Source organism: Amycolatopsis sp. NPDC049252 (assembly GCF_043197175.1).
Classification (GTDB): domain Bacteria; phylum Actinomycetota; class Actinomycetes; order Mycobacteriales; family Pseudonocardiaceae; genus Amycolatopsis.
Genome location: NZ_JBICSQ010000012.1, coordinates 48,431 through 69,095 on the forward strand (window position 1 = coordinate 48,431; position 20,665 = coordinate 69,095).

19 protein-coding genes are annotated in these 20,665 nt (G+C 71.5%); 13 read left to right on the forward strand and 6 right to left on the reverse strand.

Going from position 1 to position 20,665, the window contains the following annotated elements; all coding sequences use genetic code 11:
• The first annotated feature begins 5 nt into the window (after positions 1–5).
• The 4 genes from gcvH to ACGFMK_RS16860 are packed head-to-tail and all read left to right on the forward strand — an operon-like array spanning position 6 to position 4,037.
• Positions 6–383 (forward strand): glycine cleavage system protein GcvH, encoded by a 378-nt coding sequence (gene gcvH, locus ACGFMK_RS16845; RefSeq protein ID WP_392763392.1) that lies wholly within the window; start codon positions 6–8, stop codon positions 381–383.
• The gene (glyA, locus tag ACGFMK_RS16850; RefSeq protein ID WP_392763395.1) at positions 383–1,657 is read left to right on the forward strand and encodes a serine hydroxymethyltransferase; all 1,275 of its coding nucleotides are present in this window, start codon (positions 383–385) and stop codon (positions 1,655–1,657) included. The genes gcvH and glyA overlap by 1 nt, the downstream gene beginning before the upstream one ends.
• A complete protein-coding gene (gene lipA, locus ACGFMK_RS16855; protein ID WP_392763398.1) occupies positions 1,654–2,655 on the forward strand; it encodes a lipoyl synthase in 1,002 nt (333 codons plus the stop codon). The genes glyA and lipA overlap by 4 nt, the downstream gene beginning before the upstream one ends.
• A gap of 14 nt (positions 2,656–2,669) precedes the next feature.
• Positions 2,670–4,037 (forward strand): L-serine ammonia-lyase, encoded by a 1,368-nt coding sequence (locus tag ACGFMK_RS16860; RefSeq protein WP_392763401.1) that lies wholly within the window; start codon positions 2,670–2,672, stop codon positions 4,035–4,037.
• Here ACGFMK_RS16860 and ACGFMK_RS16865 read toward each other — a convergent pair.
• Positions 4,024–4,251 carry a hypothetical protein gene (locus tag ACGFMK_RS16865; RefSeq protein WP_392763404.1) on the reverse strand — a complete coding sequence of 76 codons (228 nt, stop codon included), beginning with the start codon at positions 4,249–4,251 and terminating at the stop codon, positions 4,024–4,026. The two genes, ACGFMK_RS16860 and ACGFMK_RS16865, sit on opposite strands and share 14 nt — an antisense overlap.
• A 201-nt stretch (positions 4,252–4,452) precedes the next feature.
• On the opposite strand from ACGFMK_RS16865, the gene ACGFMK_RS16870 reads away from it, so the two are divergent.
• Positions 4,453–5,181 (forward strand): GntR family transcriptional regulator, encoded by a 729-nt coding sequence (locus tag ACGFMK_RS16870; RefSeq protein WP_323331756.1) that lies wholly within the window; start codon positions 4,453–4,455, stop codon positions 5,179–5,181.
• A gap of 89 nt (positions 5,182–5,270) precedes the next feature.
• Complete coding sequence (locus tag ACGFMK_RS16875) at positions 5,271–7,232, forward strand: transglycosylase domain-containing protein (protein WP_392763407.1); 1,962 nt, start codon at positions 5,271–5,273, stop codon at positions 7,230–7,232.
• Positions 7,233–7,236: 4 nt separating this feature from the next.
• Here ACGFMK_RS16875 and ACGFMK_RS16880 read toward each other — a convergent pair whose 3' ends face one another.
• Positions 7,237–7,893, reverse strand: a complete 657-nt coding sequence (locus tag ACGFMK_RS16880) for an O-methyltransferase (protein WP_392763409.1) — start codon at positions 7,891–7,893, stop codon at positions 7,237–7,239.
• An 80-nt stretch (positions 7,894–7,973) separates the two neighbouring features.
• Here ACGFMK_RS16880 and ACGFMK_RS16885 point away from each other — a divergent pair, with 80 nt between their 5' ends.
• The 3 genes from ACGFMK_RS16885 (at position 7,974) to ACGFMK_RS16895 (ending at position 10,547) form a co-directional block, all read left to right on the forward strand.
• Complete coding sequence (locus tag ACGFMK_RS16885; RefSeq protein ID WP_392763412.1) at positions 7,974–9,302, forward strand: PLP-dependent aminotransferase family protein; 1,329 nt, start codon at positions 7,974–7,976, stop codon at positions 9,300–9,302.
• 72 nt (positions 9,303–9,374) lie between these two features.
• Positions 9,375–9,572 carry a hypothetical protein gene (locus ACGFMK_RS16890; RefSeq protein WP_392763415.1) on the forward strand — a complete coding sequence of 66 codons (198 nt, stop codon included), beginning with the start codon at positions 9,375–9,377 and terminating at the stop codon, positions 9,570–9,572.
• 336 nt (positions 9,573–9,908) lie between these two features.
• On the forward strand, positions 9,909–10,547 hold the full coding sequence (locus tag ACGFMK_RS16895; RefSeq protein ID WP_392763417.1) for a S1 family peptidase: 639 nt from the start codon (positions 9,909–9,911) through the stop codon (positions 10,545–10,547).
• Here the strand turns inward: ACGFMK_RS16895 and ACGFMK_RS16900 are convergent, their stop codons facing one another.
• The 3 genes from ACGFMK_RS16900 to ACGFMK_RS16910 form a co-directional block, all read right to left on the reverse strand.
• Positions 10,548–12,344 (reverse strand): hypothetical protein, encoded by a 1,797-nt coding sequence (locus tag ACGFMK_RS16900; protein ID WP_392763420.1) that lies wholly within the window; start codon positions 12,342–12,344, stop codon positions 10,548–10,550.
• A 314-nt stretch (positions 12,345–12,658) separates the two neighbouring features.
• The gene (locus ACGFMK_RS16905; protein ID WP_392763423.1) at positions 12,659–14,638 is read right to left on the reverse strand and encodes an SDR family oxidoreductase; all 1,980 of its coding nucleotides are present in this window, start codon (positions 14,636–14,638) and stop codon (positions 12,659–12,661) included.
• Positions 14,639–14,705: 67 nt separating this feature from the next.
• On the reverse strand, positions 14,706–14,909 hold the full coding sequence (locus ACGFMK_RS16910; RefSeq protein ID WP_392763426.1) for a hypothetical protein: 204 nt from the start codon (positions 14,907–14,909) through the stop codon (positions 14,706–14,708).
• Between the two features lie 202 nt (positions 14,910–15,111).
• On the opposite strand from ACGFMK_RS16910, the gene ACGFMK_RS16915 reads away from it, so the two are divergent.
• Positions 15,112–16,335: an NAD(P)/FAD-dependent oxidoreductase gene (locus tag ACGFMK_RS16915; protein WP_392763428.1), complete on the forward strand. Its 1,224-nt coding sequence runs from the start codon at positions 15,112–15,114 to the stop codon at positions 16,333–16,335.
• Here the strand turns inward: ACGFMK_RS16915 and ACGFMK_RS16920 are convergent.
• The gene (locus ACGFMK_RS16920; protein ID WP_392763431.1) at positions 16,304–17,539 is read right to left on the reverse strand and encodes a multidrug effflux MFS transporter; all 1,236 of its coding nucleotides are present in this window, start codon (positions 17,537–17,539) and stop codon (positions 16,304–16,306) included. The genes ACGFMK_RS16915 and ACGFMK_RS16920 overlap by 32 nt on opposite strands.
• Before the next feature lie 202 nt (positions 17,540–17,741).
• Here ACGFMK_RS16920 and ACGFMK_RS16925 point away from each other — a divergent pair, with 202 nt between their 5' ends.
• Genes ACGFMK_RS16925 through ACGFMK_RS16935 form a run of 3 tightly spaced genes read left to right on the forward strand, consistent with a single transcriptional unit; the run spans position 17,742 to position 20,639 of the window.
• Positions 17,742–18,593: a fumarylacetoacetate hydrolase family protein gene (locus ACGFMK_RS16925; RefSeq protein ID WP_392763434.1), complete on the forward strand. Its 852-nt coding sequence runs from the start codon at positions 17,742–17,744 to the stop codon at positions 18,591–18,593.
• A 2-nt stretch (positions 18,594–18,595) separates the two neighbouring features.
• Positions 18,596–19,900 carry an enolase C-terminal domain-like protein gene (locus tag ACGFMK_RS16930; RefSeq protein WP_392763437.1) on the forward strand — a complete coding sequence of 435 codons (1,305 nt, stop codon included), beginning with the start codon at positions 18,596–18,598 and terminating at the stop codon, positions 19,898–19,900.
• Complete coding sequence (locus ACGFMK_RS16935; protein ID WP_392763440.1) at positions 19,893–20,639, forward strand: SDR family NAD(P)-dependent oxidoreductase; 747 nt, start codon at positions 19,893–19,895, stop codon at positions 20,637–20,639. Before ACGFMK_RS16930 ends, ACGFMK_RS16935 begins: the two co-directional genes overlap by 8 nt.
• Positions 20,640–20,665 lie beyond the last annotated feature (26 nt).

The following is a 20,665-nucleotide window of genomic DNA, read 5'->3' on the forward strand; positions in this document are numbered from 1 at the left end:
TCACCGTGAGCATCCCCGAGAACCTGAAGTACACCAAGGAACACGAGTGGCTGAACGTCGAAGGGGACGTCGCCACCGTGGGCATCACCGCCTTCGCCGCCGAGTCGCTCGGTGACATCGTGTTCGTCCAGCTGCCCGAGGTCGGCGCCACTATCACCTCCGGCGAGGTGTTCGGCGAGGTCGAGTCGACCAAGTCGGTCAGCGAGCTGTACGCGCCGGTCTCCGGCGAGGTCGTCGAGGTGAACGGCACCACATCGGACACCCCCGAGGTGATCAACTCGGACCCGTACGCCGAAGGATGGCTGCTCAAGGTGCGTCTGTCCGGTGACGTGCCCGAGCTGCTCGACGCCGCCGCCTACGCCGCCCTCACCCAGGAGAACTGATGACGACTTTCGACGCTCATCTCGCCGACGTCGACCCCGAGGTCGCCGCGGCCGTCGCCGACGAGCTGACCCGCCAGCAGTCGACCCTGGAGATGATCGCCTCCGAGAACTTCGCCCCGGTGGGCGTGCTCGAGGCGCAGGGTTCGGTGCTGACCAACAAGTACGCCGAGGGGTACCCCGGCCGCCGCTACTACGGCGGCTGCGAGCACGTCGACGTCGTCGAGCAGCTCGCCATCGACCGCGCGAAGGCGCTGTTCGGCGCCGAGCACGCCAACGTGCAGCCGCACTCGGGCGCGCAGGCCAACGCCGCCGCGATGTTCGCCGTGCTCAAGCCGGGCGACACGATCCTCGGCCTCGACCTGGCGCACGGCGGCCACCTCACGCACGGGATGAAGATCAATTTCTCGGGCAAGCTCTACAACGTCGTCGCCTACCACGTCGACAAAGAGACCGGCATCGTCGACCTGGCCGAGATCGAGCGCCTGGCCGTCGAGCACCAGCCGAAGCTGATCATCGCCGGCTGGTCCGCGTACCCGCGTCAGCTCGACTTCGCCGAGTTCCGCCGCATCGCGGACCTGGTCGACGCTCGCCTGATGGTCGACATGGCGCACTTCGCCGGGCTGGTCGCGACCGGGCTGCACCCGTCGCCGGTGCCGCACGCCGACATCGTCACCACGACCACGCACAAGACCCTCGGCGGCCCGCGCGGCGGGCTGATCCTCTGCCGCCAGGAGCTGGCGAAGAAGATCAACTCGGCGGTGTTCCCGGGCCAGCAGGGCGGGCCGCTGGAGCACGTCATCGCGGCCAAGGCCGTCGCGCTGAAGATCGCCGCGAGCGAGGAGTTCAAGGAGCGCCAGCAGCGCACCCTGGACGGCTCCCGCATCCTGGCGTCACGGCTGTCGCAGCCGGACCTCGCCGAGGCCGGCGTCCGCGTGCTGACCGGCGGCACCGACGTCCACCTGGTCCTGGTCGACCTCGTTCAGTCCACTCTGGACGGTCAGCAGGCCGAAGACCGGCTGCACGAGGTCGGCATCACGGTCAACCGCAACGCCGTCCCGTTCGACCCGCGCCCGCCGATGATCACCTCCGGCCTGCGGATCGGCACCCCGGCGCTGGCCACCCGCGGCTTCCAGGCGGCGGACTTCACCGAGGTCGCCGACGTCATCGCCGAGGCGCTCAAGCCGGACTTCGACGACGCCGTGCGCGCGAAGCTGCGCGACCGCGTCGAGACGCTGGCCAAGAAGCACCCGCTGTACGCGGACCTGTCCCGGTGAGCGCTCTGCCCGAGGGCCGGAAGCTGCTGCGCCTGGAAGTCCGCAACAGCGAGACGCCGATCGAGAAGAAGCCGCCGTGGATCAAGACGCGGGTGCGGATGGGTCCGGAGTTCACCGAGCTGAAGGGTTTGGTGCGCCGCGAAGGCCTGCACACGGTGTGCGAAGAAGCGGGCTGTCCCAACATCTACGAGTGCTGGGAAGACCGCGAAGCCACCTTCCTCATCGGCGGTGACCAGTGCACCCGCCGCTGCGATTTCTGCCAGATCGACACGGGCAAGCCGGCCGAGCTGGACCGGACCGAGCCGCGGAAGGTCGCGGAGTCCGTGCAGGCCATGGGTCTGCGGTATTCGACGGTCACCGGTGTCGCGCGTGACGACCTTGCCGATGGTGGGGCGTGGTTGTACGCGGAGACCGTGCGTCAGATCCACGCTTTGAATCCGGGTACGGGTGTCGAGTTGCTGATCCCGGACTTCAACGCGGACCCGGCGCAGTTGGCGGAGGTGTTCGGTTCGCGGCCGGAGGTGCTGGCCCACAACGTGGAGACGGTGCCGCGGATCTTCAAGCGGATCCGTCCCGGCTTCCGTTACGCGCGTTCGCTCGAGGTCATCACCAAGGCGCGTGAGTTCGGGCTCGTCACAAAGTCGAATCTGATCCTCGGTATGGGGGAGACCCCGGACGAGGTCGCCCCGGCGATGCGGGACCTGGTCGACGCGGGCTGCGAGATCCTGACGATCACCCAGTACCTGCGGCCTTCCCCGCGGCACCACCCGGTGGACCGCTGGGTGAAGCCGGAGGAGTTCGTGGAGCATTCGGACGCCGCCGAGGCGATGGGTTTCGCCGGTGTGATGGCGGGTCCGCTGGTGCGGTCGTCGTACCGCGCGGGACGGCTTTACGCCCAGACCAAGGCCCACCGTAATGAGGAGCTGCCGGAGAACCTGCGGCACCTCGCCGACCAGGGGCCGGCCGCGCAAGAAGCCAGCTCCCTGCTGGCGCGATAGGAAGGGGCGGATCAATGGCGATCAGCGTCTTCGACCTGTTTTCCATCGGCATCGGGCCGTCGAGCTCCCACACCGTCGGCCCGATGCGAGCGGCACTGACCTTTGTGGACGGGCTGGGCGACGATCTCGGCCGGACCGCGCGGGTGCAGGCCGAGCTGTTCGGCTCGCTCGGCGCGACCGGCTTCGGCCACGGCAGCGACAAAGCCGTCCTGCTCGGGCTGTCCGGTGAACGTCCCGAGGACATCGACACCGACACCGTCCCGGTGCGCGTCGCGGAAATCCGCGAGTCCGGGCGGCTGCTCTTGGCCGGCACGCACGAGATCGGGTTCGACGAGGACACCGACCTCACCATGCACCGCCGCAAGTCCCTGCCCGCGCACCCGAACGGCATGATCTTCCGCGCGTTCGACGCGTCCGGTGACGTGCTGCGTGAGCGGACGTACTACTCGGTCGGCGGCGGTTTCGTCCGCGACGAGTCGTACGAGACGGACGCGGTGTTCGTCGAGGACGCGACGCCGGTGCCGTACCCGTTCCGCACCGGTGCGGACCTGCTCGGGCACTGCGCGTCGACCGGGCTGCCGATCAGCGAGATCATGCTGGCGAACGAGCTTTCGTGGCGTTCGCGCGAAGAGGTGCGGGACGGCCTGCTGCGGATCTGGGCCGTCATGGCCGAGTGCGTCCGCAACGGCTGCGTCCACGAAGGTGTGCTGCCGGGCGGGCTGAAGGTGCCGCGCCGGGCCCGCGCGCTGCACGAGAAGCTCCTGGCCGAGGACGGCGTCGGCGATCCGCTGTACGCGATGGACTGGGTGAGCCTGTACGCGCTGGCGGTCAACGAGGAGAACGCCGCGGGCGGCCGGGTCGTCACCGCGCCGACCAACGGCGCCGCCGGGATCATCCCCGCGGTCCTGCACTACTACCAGCGGTTCATCCGGCACTCGTCGGACGACGGCATCGTCACGTTCATGCTCACCGCCGGCGCGATCGGCTCGATCCTCAAGCAGACGGGCTCGATCTCCGGCGCCGAGGTCGGCTGCCAGGGTGAGGTCGGCTCGGCGTCCGCGATGGCGGCGGCCGGCCTGACCGAGGTCCTCGGCGGCTCACCGGCCCAGGTGGAGAACGCGGCCGAGATCGGCGTCGAGCACCACCTCGGGCTGACCTGCGACCCGGTCGGCGGCCTGGTCCAGATCCCGTGCATCGAGCGCAACGCGGTGGGCGCGTCGAAGGCCATCCACGCGGCCCGCATGGCGATGCGCGGCGACGGCAGTCACGTGGTGACGCTGGACAAGGCGATCAAGACGATGCGCGAGACGGGCGCGGACATGAGCGTCAAGTACAAGGAAACCGCCCGCGGCGGCCTGGCGGTGAACGTCATCGAGTGCTAGCCGGAGCCTCCGGCTCTTCCGGCTCGGTGGCCAGCCGCAGGCCGACCTCCACAAGGGTCCAGCCGAACTGCTGGCGCCGGGTCCCGGTGTGGCGCCGGGGCGTCGCCCGGCCCGGCGGACGGTTGCGCACGCCGTGGCGCAACTCGTTCTCGCGCTCGTGGACCAGGTCCTCGGCCATCAGGAAATGCACCGGATCGCCCCCTGCGTCGTTCATCGGTGTCGTGGGACCATCGTCGCCGACGGTGCCCGTCCGGTTCCACCGGTTTTTCGCACAACGAACACAGTGTGACGGCCGGGGCCTCGCATGGTCCACTCCGAAGATGCGATCCGTGCCGGAACGGACACCGAGTGTGTCCGGCGTGGCCGAGGCGGGTGAACCACCCGGCCCCCGCGGCCCGCGGCCTAAACTCGCGGGATGGAGTCGACCTCGGTGGTGAATGCCGGCGAAGCGCTGTTCCGGCCGGTCCGCGCGGGTAACGCCTTCGAGGAGACCGTCGAGCGGCTGCTGCAGGCGATCCGCCTCGGCGTGGTGGGCGCGGGGGAGCGGCTTCCGTCGGAGCGCGAGCTCGCCGAACGGCTCGGGGTCAGTCGCGTCACGCTCCGCGAGGCCATCCGCGCCCTCTCCGACGCCGGTTACGTCGAGTCACGACGAGGCCGCTACGGCGGCACGTTCGTGAACGAGACCCTGCCCGGCCCACCCGAGCGCTCACCCGACGCGGCCGCCGTCGATTCGGTGGTGCTGGAGGACGCCCTGAGCCTGCGCTACGTCCTGGAGACGGGCGCGGCGGAGATGGCCGCGGCGAGGTCGCTGAGCCCGGCCGACCGCCAGCACCTCACGGGCACCCTGGCCGAGGCGGCGGGCGCGGACCTCGAGGACTACCGCCGCAAGGACTCCCGCCTGCACCTGGCGATCGCCGAGGTCACGGCATCGGGCTCGCTGACCACGGCGATGGCCGACGCGCGGACCAAGGTGAACCAGCTGCTCGACCGGATCCCGCTGCTGCAGCCCAACCTGGAGCACTCGAACGCCCAGCACGAGGCCATCGTGGACGCCATCCTGGCGGGCGACGCCGAAGCGGCCCGCCAGGTGATGGCGGAGCACATCGAGGGCACGGCCTCCCTGCTGCGCGCCTTCCTGGCCTGACCTGACGCCGTCAGGGCGTCTTGACAGGATTCGAACAACCTCGTTAATTCTCCACAGAACCTTTTCAGCCAACCGGGCGTCATCCATTCGTGACCTCGACGACGACGGAACCCGACGGTGCCGATGACGCCGACGACGCCGAACCCGGCACCCCGCGGCGACGGCGGTGGCGGCGGATCCGGCGCATCGGGTACTGGACCGCCGGTGTGCTCATCGGCGGTCCCCTGATCGCCTTCTGGATCGCCTACCTGGTGCTCGACGTCCGCAGCCCGCAGGAAGTCCTCGCCGGGCTCGACAAGACCGTCGTCCTGAACTACTCGGACGGCTCGCCGCTGCTCAAGGTGATCCCGGCCGACGGCGACCGGATGTTCGTGCCCTACGCGCAGGTGCCCTCGAAGCTGCGCGACGCGATCATCGCCACCGAAGACCCGACCTTCTGGGACAACCAGGGGTTCGACCCCACCGGGATCGGCCGCGCGTTCCTCACCGGCGTCGGCGGCGGGTCCGGGATCACCCAGCAGTACATCAAGAAGTCCACCGGCGACGACGACGCCACGATCGGGCGCAAGTTCGCCGAGCTCGTGCTGGCCACGAAGATCACCCAGGAACAGAGCAAGGAACAGATCTTCGAGAGCTACGTCAACATCATCTCCTTCGGCCGCGGCACGTTCGGGCCCGCCGCGGCGATGAACGCCTACTTCGGCAAGCCGCTCGACGACTCCATGACCTGGAGCGAAGCCGCGTTCCTGGCCGGGATGATCCAGTCGCCGTCGGTGCACGACCCGGCGGCCTCCGGCGACGCGCACGCCGCGCGGCGCTGGCAGTACGTGCACGACAAGCTCGTCGCGCGCGGGTACGTGAAGAGCGACGAAGAGATGAGCTACCCCGGCCGGGAGATCCAGCCGCCGTCGGAAACCCGCGCGGGCCGCGTCACCTACGACGAGTTCCACGTCAAGCAGCAGGTGCTGGCCGAGCTCGAACAGGACGGCTTCCCGCTCGGCCGGCTGCAGCAGGGCAACATGACCGTCGAGACCACTTTGGACCGGAAGGCGCAGGACGCCGCCAGGAAGTCGTTGCAGGACAGGCTGAAGGGCGAGCCCCAGGAGTTCCGCGGCGCCGTCGTCGCCGTCGAACCGGAGACCGGGGCCGTGCGCGCCTACCAGGGCGGTGACCAGGGCGTCCGCGACTACGCGAGCACCCCGCACGCGGCCGGTTCGGCGTTCTACCCGTTCACGCTCGTCGCGGCGCTGCGCCGCGGGTTCGGCCCGGACCAGCCGCTCCCGTCACCGGAGAAGCAGCAGTTCCTCGGCGAGACCTTCCAGTACCCGGCCCTCTGCGGCCCCGTGTGCACCCCGCGCGCCGCCATGGAAAACCACGCCGACGGCCCGTTCATCGCCCTGGCGAAACAGCTCGGCCCGGACGCGGTGAGCGAGGCCGCGCGGCAGGCCGGGATCCCGGAGACCGTCGACGGTGTGCCGACCATGCGGGAGAAGGACGGCTTCCTGATCGGCGCGGGCATCGCGATCGGCCGGTACCCGTTGCGGCCGCTGGACATGGCGGGCGCGTACGCGACTTTCGCCGCCGACGGCCGGCGTGTCACCCCGCACCTCGTGGCGAAGGTGCGCGACGAGAGCGGCGCGGTCGTCTGGGAGCACACCGACGCCGCGCGCCCGGCCTTCGACGGGGATGGCGACGTGAGCCGCCGCATCGCCCAGGACGTCACCGGCACGCTCGTCACGAAGCTCGACGACGGCCGCCCGGCGGCGTTGCGCACCGGCGAGGCGGAGCACGGCATCTCGCCGGACAACCAGGACGCCTGGGCCGTCGGCTACACGCCGCAGCTGGCCACCGCGGTCTGGATCGGCTCCGACGACGAGCGGCTGCTCAAGGACGCGAACGGCGCCAAGCTCACCGGTGACGTCGTCCCCGGGGACATCTGGCGCACGTTCATGGCGGCGGCCCTCGACGGGTTGCCGATCCGCCCGCTCGGCGGCGGGGGCGAGCGGAAGGTGCTCGCGCCGCCGCCTCCGGAAGTCCGTCCGAGGCGGTGAGACCTCAGCGCACCAAGCCGAGCACGAACCCGTCGTGGCCCTTGCCGCCGACGGTCTGGACGGCGGTCGCGTCCAGCCGGGGTTCGGCGGCGAGCAGCTCGAACATCCGCCGCGCGCCGACGACGTAGGGGTCGGTGCTCTCCGCGTCGACCACGGTGCCCTGCCGGACGACGTTGTCGACCACGATGGTCGTGCCCGGCCGCGACAGCTCCAGCGCCGCGCTCACGTACCCGGCCAGGTTGATCTTGTCCGCGTCGATGAACACGAAGTCGAACGGCCCGTCGAGCGTCGGCAGCGTGTCGAGCGCGGCACCGACGCGGATGTCGACGATCTCTTCGCCGAAGCCCGCGCGCGCCAGGTTCGCCCGCGCGACGTCGGCGTGCTTCTGCTCGTACTCGCAAGTGACCAGCCTGCCGCCGGCCGGGAGGGCGCGGGCCAGCCAGATCGTGCTGTACCCGCCGAGCGTGCCGATCTCGAGGATCGACCGCGCGCCGGCGAGGCGCGCCAGCAGGTTCAGCAGCTTGCCCTGGTTCGGGGCGACGGCGATCGACGGCAGCCCGGCGGCCGCGGAGTCGGCCAGCGCGGCGTCGAGCACCGGATCGGGACTCAGCACGGCGTCGGCGAAGTACGCGTCGACCGCGGCCCAGGTGTTGTCGGTCATGGGACCCAACCTAGCGGGATCCGCGCCGGTGGGATCATGACCGGGACGGCCGGTCCGGAAGGTGGACGTGGAAGGTGGACATGGACGACTACCGCGTCGTCGCGGACACCCTCGCCGCCGACATCGAAGCCGGCCGCCTGCGCCCCGGTGACCGGCTCCCGCCGCAGCGCCGCTTCGCGCGGCAGCACGGCATCGCGAACTCCACCGCGGCCCGCGTCTACGGCGAGCTCGTCCGGCGCGGCCTGGCCGTCGGCGAGGTCGGCCGGGGCACGTTCGTCCGGGCCGCGAAGCCGCCGCCGGAGCCCGCGCTCGCCGAGCCCGGTGACGCCCGCGTCGACCTCGAACTCAACTTCGCCGTGCTGCCCGGCCAGTCCGCGAAGCTCGCCCGCGCGCTGGAACCGTTGCTGCGCCAGGACGTCCTGACCGCGGCGCTGCACCCGGTCGGCGCGGCGGGCACCCCGGCCGCGCGGACGGCGGCGGCCGCGCTGCTCACCCGCGGCGACTGGCGGCCGGACCCGGCGACGGTGCTGTTCACCGGCAACGGCCGCCAGGCCATCGCGGCGGCGATCGCCGCGTTCGTGCCGGTGGGGGAGCGGCTCGCGGTGGAGTCGCTGACGTACCCGGTGCTCAAGGGGGTCGCCGCGCGGCTCGGCGTCGAGCTGGTGCCGGTCGAGACGGATGAAGACGGGCTGGTGCCCGCGGCGCTGGAGGCGGCCGGGCCGGTGCGCGCGCTGTACGTCCAGCCGACCCTGCACAACCCGCTCGGCACGACGATGCCCCCGTCCCGGCGGGCGGCCCTCGCCGAAACCGTGACCCGGCTGGACATCCCGGTGATCGAGGACGGCATCTACACGTTCCTCCGGGGTGACTTCCGCCCGTTCGCCGCGTTCGCGCCGGAGCGGACGGTGTTCGTGGACAGCCTGTCCAAGCGGGTCGCACCGGGGCTGACGGCGGGTTTCCTGGTGTCCCCGCCGGCGTGGACCACGCGGCTGGCGTCGGCGGTCCGGTCGGGCGGCTGGGCGGCTGGGCGGTTCGCGCTTGAAGCGGCGACCCGCTGGATCACCACGGGCACCCTGGCGGAGGTCGAGACGGCGAAGCGCCGCGACGCGGCTTCGCGGGCTTCGGTGCTGGAAGAGAAGCTGGCCGGCTTCACGGTGCTGGGCGACCCGGCGTCGTACCACCGCTGGTGGGTGCTCCCGGAGCGGTGGCGAGCGGAGACGTTCGTCGCGGCGGCGGCTCGCCGGGGGATCGCGTTGTCGCCGGCGTCGGCGTACGCGGTGTTGCCAGGCCACGCGCCGAACGCGGTGAGGATTGCGGTGTCGGCGCCGCCGGTCGAGACCCTGGCTGCGGCCTTGGAGGCCCTTGCGGCTCTCGCCTCCGGGTCGCCGGACGACTTGTTCGTGGACTAGCTCGCCGGTCTCGGCCGGAGGGGGTTCGCGGTGTTGTCAGGGCATGCGCCGAACGCGGTGCGGATTGCGGTGGTGGAGACTCCGGTCGCGGCGGCGGGTCGCCGGGGGATCGCGTTGTCGCCGGCGTCGGCGTACGCGGTGTTGCCGGGCCACGCGCCGAACGCGGTGCGGATCGCGGTGTCGGCGCCGCCGGTCGAGACCCTGGCTGCGGCCCTGGAAGCCCTCGCGGCTCTCGCCTCCGGCACGCCGGACGACTTGTTCGTGGACTAGCGGCCTTGAAAGCCCTCGTTACGTTGGCGTCTGGCGGCCCGGACGAGCTGTTCGTGGATTAGATCACGCAACCATCTCGGCCTGGCATACGTACTCATAAGAGTGAGGACGAAATCGCGCGGCCGCCGCGGGCCGAGGCTGGGGGCTGCCGCTGTCGCGGCTGTCGTGGGAGCCGGGTTGGCCTGCGCATACACCACTTTCGGCGCGTCGCTGATCGCGAGTGCCGATGCGCCACGGCACACGGCGGTGACCCCCAGCAGTACTACCGCGAGTAGTCCGACGACTCCGGTGCTCAGCCGTCCGGTGCCCGATCCGGTCCTTCCGTTCAACGCGAAGTTGACTTCCCAGGACATTCCGGTCCCGGACGGCAGCGTGCGCAGCGGCGCGTGCAGCGGCTCGCTCGTCGATCCCGAGTGGGTCGTCACCGCCGGGCACTGCTTCCACGACGTCAACGACGTCCGGGTCGGGGGCAAGCCGCGCTACCACATGACCGTGACGCTCGGGAAGCTCAAGGACAGCGACACCGGCGGCGAATCCGCGCAGGTCGTCGACGTCCGGCAGTCCGCGCTCAACGACCTCGCCGTCGTCAAGCTGAGCAAGCCGATCACCGGCATCACCCCGCTGAAGCTGGCGGACGAGCCGCCGTCGAAGGGGCAGCCGCTCAAGTTCGCCGGCTGGGGGTCGGTGTCGGCCACCGTCGTCGCGCCGTCGGATCACCTCAAGCGCGGGAACTTCACCGTCGCGAAGATCCGGCAGACCACCCTCGAAGCCGCGCCGGTGGTGACGCGGACCGTCGAGAACAGCCCGTGCAAGGACGACTCGGGCGGCCCGTTCTTCACCTCGGACGACGACCGCACCGGCACCCTCGTGGCGATCGTCAACGACGGACCGGCGTGCCCCCAGCCCGGCCTCGAGGTGATCGCCCGGGTCGACGTCGTGGCCGGCTGGATCCACCAGCAGATCACCGAAGGCTGATCAGCGCGCGTACTTCCCGACAAAACTGCCGCAGGTCACCGCTTGCCCGGTGAGCTTCGCCTGGATCGCCTTCTCCAGCCCGAGGTAGTCGAACACCGGCGTGTCGAGCGGGATCTGCGTCGGCACCGGGCCGCCGGTCGCGAGCTGCCGGATCGAATCCGTCTGGAACAGCACCAGGTAGTCGCCCTCGCGGTTGAGGGCGTCCGCCTCGGCCAGCATGCGCTGCGGGGCGTCGCCGACGATCTCCAGCGGCAGCGGCCACTCCAGCGGGAACGGGTTGCGCAGCCCGAACGCGGGGTAGGCGAACGAGCTGTCCGGCAGGATCGCCGTCCGGCCCGCCGGGAACTCCGTCAGGCAGTCGCGGATCTGCTGGACGTACCGGAACGTCGAGGGGTTCGTGCGGATCCCGCTCATCGCCGGGGTCACCGCGCCGAGGTCCTCGGTCAGCTTGTCGTGGCCCAGGTCGAGGTAGGCCGCCTGGTCGTGCCGCGCGACGACGACCCAGCCGCACACCGCCACCGCCGTCAGGCCGGCCGTCGCCGTCACCCAGCGCCGGGCCAGCCGGGGGCGCGGCGGCACGACGGCGCTCAGCAGCAGCAACGTCGTCAGCGCGAGTGTGCCGGTGAGCAGCGTCGGGGTGTCGTTGCCCCACGACAGGCTGGTCATGAAGCCGGTGGCGAGCACCAGCAGCCCGGCCCACGGGACCTTCCGCGTCACGGCCGCGTTGACCAGCACGCTCAGCGCGACGATCCACCACAGCACGTCCGCCCAGCGCGACGAGCCGGTGAACCGGCCGTCGACCACGGTCAGGACCACGGCCGTCGCGCCGCCCAGCACCAGGACCCAGGACGCCGCGCGCCCGGCGGCGCCGAGCCGGTCGCCCGGCAGCCGGACCGCGAGCAGCACCACCGAGATCGCGGCGAAGAAGCTCAGTTCCCGCACCGGCGCCCGGGTCAGCACCTCCGGATCGTCCAGCCACAGCCCGAGCAGCCGTTCGCCGTACGCGGGCACGCCGCCGGTGAGCTGCTCGACCATCTCGGAGAACCCGCCGCCCAGGCTCACCCAGGCCACGTACGCCAGCCCGGGCGCACCGAGGGACAGGAGGTCGAGGACGAGCCGGCGCCACCAGCGTGCCGTCCGCAGCGCGCCGGCCCGGGTCGACGGGTGCAGCAGCAGCCAGAAGACGCCGATCACCGCGGCGAGCGCGAAGCTCTGCTTGACGAAGACAGCGCAGCCGAGCAGGGCCAGGCCGCCGCGCCGGGCGAGCGCGTGGTCGCCGCGCAGGCCCGTGTCCAGGGCCCAGGCGCCGCACGCGGTGAGCGTGATGCCGTCGACCGTGTGCCAGGCCATCAGCGGGAACGCGTTGAGGTTGATCAGCGAGGCCGCGGCGACCATCGCCGTCATGCCCGGCCCCCAGGCCAGCACGCGGCGGCGGGTGACCAGCGCGGCGAATCCGATGGTCGCCACGATGATCTCGATCATGGACAGGAAGCTGGACCCGAAGAACAGCGGCATCGGCAGCGCGAAGTCGACGACGTGCAGCACCGCGGACCCGAGCGGGCGCGCGGAGATGATCTCGGCGTGCGGCACTTCCCCCTGCAGCACCCGCCACGCCTGGGCGAGGATGAAGCCCTGGTCGGAGGGGTGGAAGCCGAAGCGGCCGACGCGCAGTTCGGTGGCCAGCGCGAGCAGCACGACCCAGCAGGCGTGCACGCTCCAGCGCAGCAGCGGCCGGGACCGCGCCGGGGGAGCGGGTTCCGGGGCGGCGGTGGCGCGCACAGGACTCGCCACGTCCACGCCCGCCCGCCTTCCGCTCCCGATCACACCCGGGAAGCGATGGTAGCGGCCGGGGTCGTCCCGAATGCCGTGAAGGCCACCTTGAGGGACTCAGAGTCCCTCAAGGTGGCCTTCACGGACTTGGTGAGTGTCACCCGGTCGTGGTGCGGGCGGTGCCGATCGCGGCGGTCTGGTCCGCGACCGCGCTGCGTTCCCCGGTACTGAAATTCGGCATTTCGAACTCCCCAGTTCACGCTCGTCCTGATGAACGAGACTCGCGCGAGGGTAGAAGTACCGTCGCCGGGAAACCAGGGTTTTGCCGGAATTCGCACGGATCAAGCACGATTGCGCCAGATAACGCGGGTGATCGCCGCCGCGACGGCCGCCGGTGCGGGCCGGCTCCGCAGGCCGCGGGCCTCGGGCGCCGACTCCCGCGCCGCGCTGTAGGCGAGGTGCGCGGCGAAGCGGGAGAGCCGCGGCGCGGCGAGCGTGGCCAGCTCGGCCGCCCGTCCTTCGGGAAGGCTGAGGATCGCGGGCCGCTCTTCGAGAGCCTTGACGACGAGCGCGGCCGCGCGTTCCGGGCTGCTCGACGGGATCCCGCGGTAGCCGGTCGGCGCGATCATCGGCGTCCGCACCAGCGGCATCCGGACGGACGTGAAGGTGACGCCGTCCGAGAGCGTTTCGCGCCCGGCGGCCAGCCCGAACTCCTCCAGCGCCGCCTTCGAAGCCAGGTACGCCGAGAAGCGCGGGGTGTCGGTCTGCAGGCCCATGGTCGTGACGTTGACGACGTGACCGAAGCGCCGCTGCGCCATCGACGGCAGCAGCCCGAGGATGAGCCGGACCGGGCCGAAGTAGTTGATGGCCATCGTGCGCTCGTAGTCGTGGAACCGTTCCGTGGACAGCGAAACCGAGCGCCGGATCGACCGGCCGGCGTTGTTGACCAGCATGTCGACCGCGCCGTGGTCACTCAGCACGTCCTTGACCAGCGCGTCGACCGCGTCGCCGTCGGTGAGGTCGCACGGGTAGGCCGCCGCGACCCCGCCGGCGGCCGCGATCTCGCCGCGGACGTCGTCGAGCTCGTCGGCGCGGCGGGCCACGAGGATCACCTTCGCGCCCTTGCGTGCCACGGCGAGCGCGGTGGCCCGGCCGATGCCGGACGACGAGCCGGTGACCAGCACCGTCCGCCCGGCCAGGCCGTGGGTGCGGCGGGCGCGGTCGGGGTCGAGGTGCGCCCGCCAGAAGCGGTAGAGCGGGGCGGCGTAGTCGCGCAACTCCGGCAGCCGGATGCCGCTGCCGAACAACGCGGTCGTCGTGCGCGCGGTGTCGAAGACGACCTCGGTGCTCAGGTGCGGCAGGACTTCGAGGGGGACGCCCAGCTCTTCGAGGACGGCGGCCCGGGTCGCCCGCCCGCCGGGCACGCGGTCGATCCCGGCGGCGGCCGCGTGCGCGAGGCGAGTCCCCGCGCGCCGCAGCACGATGGAGGGCTTCGCGGGCAGCACGGCCCGGACCGTCGGCCCGCCCGCGACGCGCGCGAAGGCGTTGTAGACGGAGTTCAGCGACTGCGGGCGCGCGGCGGCGAGGTGGTAGGTCGCCCCGGACGGCGCGTCCCGGTGCATCAGGAACTCCATCGCCTCGACGACGTAGTCGACCGGCACCAGGTTGGTCGCGCCGAGATCGGGCGCGGCGAGCGGGAGACGCCGGGGCAGCGCCGCCAGCCGCGAGATCGCGGGCAGGAAGTAGTACGGGCCGTCGATCTTGTCCATCTCGCCGGTGCGCGAGTCGCCGACGACCGCCGAGGGCCGGTAGACGCGGTGGGGCAGCGGCTGCTCGCGGACGAGCTTCTCGGCCTGGAACTTCGTCGCGTGGTACGGCGAGCCGAAGCGCTGGCCGAGGTCGAAGTCGGCCTCGGTGAAGCGCCCGGCGTGGTCGCCCGCGACGGCGATCGAGGAGACGTGGTGCACCAGCCCGGCCTCGGCTGCCGCGGCGAAGGCGAGCAGGTGCCGGGTGCCCTCGACGTTGGCGCGCCGGTTGGTCTCCTCGTCCGCGGTGAAGTCGTAGACCGCGCCCAGGTGCACGACGTGGTCGAGGTGCGGCAGGTCAGCCGGGTCGACGCCGAGCCGCGGCTCGGTCAGGTCGCCGACCACGGGATGCAGCTTGCCTGCGTTCTCCCAGCCCTCCGCGAGCGCGGACAAACGCTCCCGCGAAGTCTCGCGTACGAGTGCGTAAACGGCGGACGTCTCCGGCCGCCGCAGCAGCCGGGCGACCAGGCGTTTCCCGAGGAAACCCGTCGCGCCCGTCACGAAGTAGGTGGTCATGGCCGGTCCCTTGCGCTCGTCGTCGTGGGCCCGACTCTAACCTACTGGAAAGTAGGAACGGTAGTTGTCAGGTTTCCACCCGGTCGTCGGCGGTCGCCACGATGGCGTCACGCAGGGCGGCGCGCAGCCGTCCGACGTCCAGCGGCCCGAGCACCGCCGCCTCGCCCGGTGGCGCGACGAGCACCACCTTGTCGTTGCTGACGAACACCGTCACGTCCCTGCGCCTGCCGGCCAGATCCCGGCAGGTGACCGACCATTCGCCCCGACTCATGGTCGCCGCCTCCGATTCCCTCGACGTTCTGCTTCGTGCGGGGGTGGGAGGACCTCGCGACGGGGCCATGACGCCGGTTCACCCGATTTGCCTACTCGCGAGTTTTCCCTTGCGGAACGAGAGGTTCCGGCGTATCGGGATGTGGCGCGGCGGGTTCGGGAGTAGGTTCGCGCCAGGATTGCTGTCGCCGGTGGAGGTCAGGATGTCGGAGCCGCGGAAGATCGTCGTCGTCGGAGCGGGCCTGGGCGGTGCGTCCGCCGCGGCCGCGTTGCGCGAACGCGGTTATCCCGGCGAAGTCCTGCTCATGGGGTCCGATCCGCACCGGCCGTACGAGCTGCCGCCACTGTCGAAGGGCGTGCTGCTCGGGACCACGGATGAACCCGATTGGGTGCACGACGAGAAGTTCTACGCGGAGAAGGACATCCGGTTCACCCCCGGCGTCACCGCGACGCGCGTCGAGCTGGGCGCGCGGCTGGTGCTGGACGACGCGGGCGGCGAGCACCGCTACGACCGGCTCGTGCTGGCCACCGGCTCGCGCCCGCGCTCGCTGCCGGTCCCCGGCGGCGACCTGCCGGGCCTGTACACGCTGCGCACCCTCGACGACGCGCTCAAGCTGCGGTCCGCGTTCGCCGAGGCGGACCGCGTGGTCGTGATCGGCGCCGGCTGGATCGGCTCGGAAGCCGCCGCGGCCGCGCGCTCGCACGACGCGGACGTCACCGTGGTGGACCCGGTGGCGGTGCCGCTGGCGAACGTCATCGGCGAGACGGTCGGCGGGGTGTTCCGCGACCTGCACACGGAAAACGGCGTCCACTGGCGCCTGGGCGAGCAGGTCACGGAGATCACCGGCGGCCCGGACGGCGTCCGCGGCGTCAAGCTGGGCAACGGCGGCGAGCTGACCGCCGACGTGGTCCTGGTGGCGGTCGGCGCGGCCCCGCGGGTCGAGCTGGCCCACGCGGCGGGCCTGGAGCTGTCGGACGACGGTGGCGTCGCGGTGGACGCGGGTCTGCGCACGGCCGCCCCGGACGTCTACGCGGTGGGCGACATCGCGGCCCACTTCCACCCGCGCTACGGCCGCCGCATCCGCGTGGAGCACTGGTCGAACGCGAAGGACCAGGGCACGCACGTGGCGCAGAACCTGTTGGGGGAGAACGAGCCCTACCTCGCGTCTCCGTACTTCTTCACGGACCAGTACGACCTGGGCTGCGAGTACCGCGGCCTGGCGGATCCGGCCGCGGACGAGCTGGTGGTGCGCGGAGACCTTGCGTCGCGCGAGTTCACGGCGTTCTGGCTCCGCGACGGCCAGGTCTCGGCGGCGATGAACGTGAACATGTGGGACGACGGCGACGCGCTCTCCGCTTTGGTCGACGGCCGCACGAAGGTGACGGCGGAGCAGCTCAAGACGGCAGATCTGGCGTCGCTGGCCTGACCGCCGGCCGGGTCAGGGTCAGGAAAGCCAGCAGCGCCAGCAAAGCGAACCCGGCGATGGTCGCCGCCATCGGCACGGCTGTTCCTGGCCCGCCCAAGCCCACCAACGGCGTCGCCACTCCACCCACCACGAACTGCAGCACGCCCAGCAACGCCGACGCCGCGCCCGCCGAGCGGGCGTGTTCGGCCAGGGCCAGGGAACTCGCGTTCGGCATCACCAGGCCGATGCTCGACACCAGCAGGAACAACGACACCAGCAACGCGGCCAGCGGCAGGTGCGCCAGCGCCGAAACCAGCACCAAGACGCCACCGAAAGAACCCAGGAGAAGGCCGGACAGCAGCAACGTCCGTTCCGGAATCCGTCCCACCAGGCGGCCGTTCAGCTGACCCGCCAGCACGATGCCGACGCCGTTGGCGCCGAACACCACGCTGTAGGCCTGCGGGCTCAACCCGTACACCCCCTGCAGCGCGAACGACGACCCCGAGATGTAGGCGAACATCGACGCGAACAGCAGGCCGGACGCCAGCGCGTAGCCCGCGAACGTCCGGTCCACCGCCAGCCGCCCGTACGTCTTCATCACGCGGCCCAGCCGCGCCGGTGAACGGCGCGAAGCAGGCAGCGGCTCGGGGAGAGCGAAAGCCACGACCGCCAGCAGCAGCGCCCCGAACACCGTCAGCACGACGAACACCCCGCGCCAGGACGTCCAGTTCAGCAGCTGCCCGCCGATCAGCGGGGCGAGGATCGGGGCCAGGCCGCTGACCAGCATCAGCGTCGAGAAGAACTTCGTCATCGCGGTGCCGGAGAACAGGTCGCGCACCGTGGCGCGGGCGATCACGATGCCCGCGGCGGCGCCGAGCGACTGGATGCCCCGGGCGGCGACCAGCAGCCAGGCGTCCGGGCTGACCGCGCACAGCACCGAGCCGAGGACGTATAGGACCAGCCCTGCGAGGAGCGGCTTGCGGCGGCCGAGGGCGTCCGACAGCGGCCCGAGGACCAGCTGGCCCACCGCGAGGCCGACGATGAACGCGCTGAGCGTCAGCTGCACCGTCGTGTCCGCGGCGTGCAGGTCGCCCGCCATCTGCGGCAGCGCGGGCAGGTACATGTCGATGGACAGGGGCCCGAACGCCGAGAGCCCGCCCAGGATCAGGACGAACTTCAGCTGCGCGCGCCGGGTCGGCGCGGTAGGTTCCGCTGCGGTGGTCATCGGCCTCCTCGAGTCACTCAACGGAGCAGCGATGCGGTGACCAGGGCTATTCCGGCTGTGAGTGGTGACACCCCGTGCACGAGCGAGTCCTGACACGATACTGATCCGACCAATTTCCCGTCGATTGTGCGAAGGCTCTGGATCGACGGCCCTGTCTGCGATATACATCGGATGTCTGGTCGTGCTGGTGAAGGGAACATCCGTGCAGCTTGTACGTCTCGGAGAGCCGGGTAGTGAGCGTCCGTACGTCCGCGCCGACGACGGCGTGACCTACGGGCTGAGCGGCCTGACCGCCGACGTCGACGGCGGGTTCCTGGCCGGCGGCGGCGTCGCCCGCGTGGCCGCCGCGCTCGCCGCCGGGGAGCTGACGGCGGAAGACGTCACGGGCCTGCGCGTCGGCTCGCCGATCGCCCAGCCCGGCAAGGTCGTCTGCATCGGGATGAACTACCGCCGCCACGCCGAGGAGACCGGCGCGACGCCGCCGACCGAGCCGGTCGTGTTCATGAAGGCCCCGGACGTCGTGGTCGGGCCGGGTGACGACGTCCTCATCCCGCGCAGGTCGGTCAGCACCGACTGGGAGGTCGAGCTCGGCGTGGTCATCGGCAAGACCGCCCGCTACCTCGACGACGTTGACGAGGCCCTGGAGTACGTCGCCGGGTACGTCGTCTCGAACGACGTCTCCGAGCGCGCGTTCCAGTTCAGCGCCGGCCAGTGGGACAAGGGCAAGTCCTGCGAGAACTTCAACCCGCTCGGCCCGGCGCTCGTGCCGGCGGCCGAAGTGCCGGACCCGCAGGACCTCGGCCTGCGGCTGTGGGTCAACGGCGAGAAGAAACAAGACTCGTCCACCAAGGACATGATCTTCGGCGTCGCCGAGATCATCCACCACCTGAGCCAGGTGATGGTGTTGCGACCGGGCGACCTGATCAACACCGGCACGCCCGAAGGCGTCGCGCTCGGGCAGCCCGACCCGAAGCCGTACCTGCGCGACGGCGACGTGATCGAGCTCGAGATCGACGGCCTCGGCCGGCAGCGCCAGACCGCGAGGCAGGCCTGACCATGGCGAAGATCATCGGCATGGAGGTCCTCGACGTCCGGTTCCCGACATCGCGGGAGCTGGACGGCTCGGACGCGATGAACCCCGACCCGGACTACTCCGCGGCCTACGTCGTGCTGCACACCGACGGCGGCCCGGACGGCTACGGCCTCGCGTTCACCATCGGCCGCGGCAACGACGTCCAGGCCGCCGCGATCCGCGCGCTCGCGCCACACGTCGTCGGCCGGGACGTCCCGGAGGACGCCGCCGGGCTCGGCGACCTGTCTCGCACGCTCGTCGGCGACTCGCAGTTCCGCTGGCTGGGCCCGGAAAAGGGCGTCGCGCACATGGCGGTCGGCGCGGTGGTCAACGCCGCGTGGGACCTCGCCGCGCGCCGCGCCGCGCTGCCCGTCTGGAAGTTCGCCGCGCGGATGACGCCGGAAGAACTGGTCAGCCTGGTCGACTTCCGGTACCTTTCCGACGCGCTCACCGAAGCCGAAGCTCTCGACATCCTGCGCGCCGCCGAGCCCGGCCGCGCCGAGCGGACCGCGCAGCTGGAAGCCAGCGGCTACCGCGCCTACAGCACGTCACCCGGCTGGCTCGGCTACGCCGACGCGAAGCTGGTCCGGCTGTCCGAACAGGCCGTCGCGGACGGTTTCGACATGATCAAGCTGAAAGTCGGCGGCAACCTCGACGACGACGTCCGCCGGATGAAGCTCGCCCGCGAGACGGTCGGCGACGACATCCGCATCGCCGTCGACGCCAACCAGCGCTGGGACGTCTCCGCCGCGATCACCTGGATGACCGCGCTCGCGCCGTACGACCCGTACTGGATCGAAGAACCGACGTCCCCGGACGACATCCTCGGGCACGCCGCCATCGCGAAAGCGCTTGCGCCGATCCGCGTGGCCACCGGCGAGCACGTCCAGAACCGGGTGATGTTCAAGCAGCTGCTGCAGGCGAACGCGATCTCGGTGCTGCAGCTGGACGCCGCCCGCGTCGGCGGGTTCAACGAGAACCTGGCGATCCTTTTGCTGGCCACGAAGTTCGGTGTCCCGGTGTGCCCGCACGCCGGTGGGGTCGGGCTGTGCGAGCTGGTGCGGCACCTGTCGCTGTTCGACTTCGTGGCCGTGTCGGCCACCGACGCGGACCGCAGCATCGAGTGGGTCGACCACCTGCACGAGCACTTCACCGACCCGGCCGTCGTGCAGCGTGGCCGGTACCTCGCCCCGACCGCCCCCGGGTTCTCCGCGCGCATGCACGACGCCACGCTGCGCCGGTTCCGCTTCCCGGACGGTCCCGAATGGACGGAGACCGCAAGTGAGTGAATTCGAGGGCCTGGTGGCCGCCGTCACCGGAGGCGCCTCGGGGATCGGCCTGGCGACGGCGACGTTGCTGGCCGAACGCGGCGCCCAGGTGGCGGTCTTGGACCTGAAACCGGGTGACGACGGCTTCCGCTGTGACGTCTCCTCGGACGACGAAGTGCGCTCGGCCGTCGACGCCGTCGTGAACCGCTTCGGGCGCCTCGACATCCTCGTCAACAACGCCGGCATCGGCGCCCAGGGCGACGTCACCGCCAACGGCGACGACGAGTGGCACCGCGTGTTCGACGTCAACGTCGTCGGCATGGTCCGGCTCGCCCGGTCCGCCCTGCCGCACCTCAGGAACTCGCCGTCCGCGGCGATCGTCAACACCTGCTCCATCGCGGCCTGGGCCGGCCTGCCCCACCGCGCGCTGTACTCGGCCACCAAGGGCGCGGTGCTCTCGCTGACCCTGGCCATGGCGACCGACCACCTGCCCGACCGGATCCGCGTCAACTGCGTGTGCCCCGGGACGGCGGACACCCCCTGGGTGGGCCGGCTGCTCGACTCCGCGGGCGACCCGGCGGCCGAACGCGCGGCGCTGGCCGCCCGCCAGCCGATGGGCCGCCTGGTCACCGCCGACGAGGTGGCGAACGCCATCGTCTACCTCGCCAGCCCGCTTTCCGCGTCGACCACCGGCACCGCGCTCGCGGTCGACGGCGGCATGTACGGCCTGCGCCCGCGCGGGCCCGTGCACCACGACTGAACAGACTTTTTCGCTGTCATCAAGGA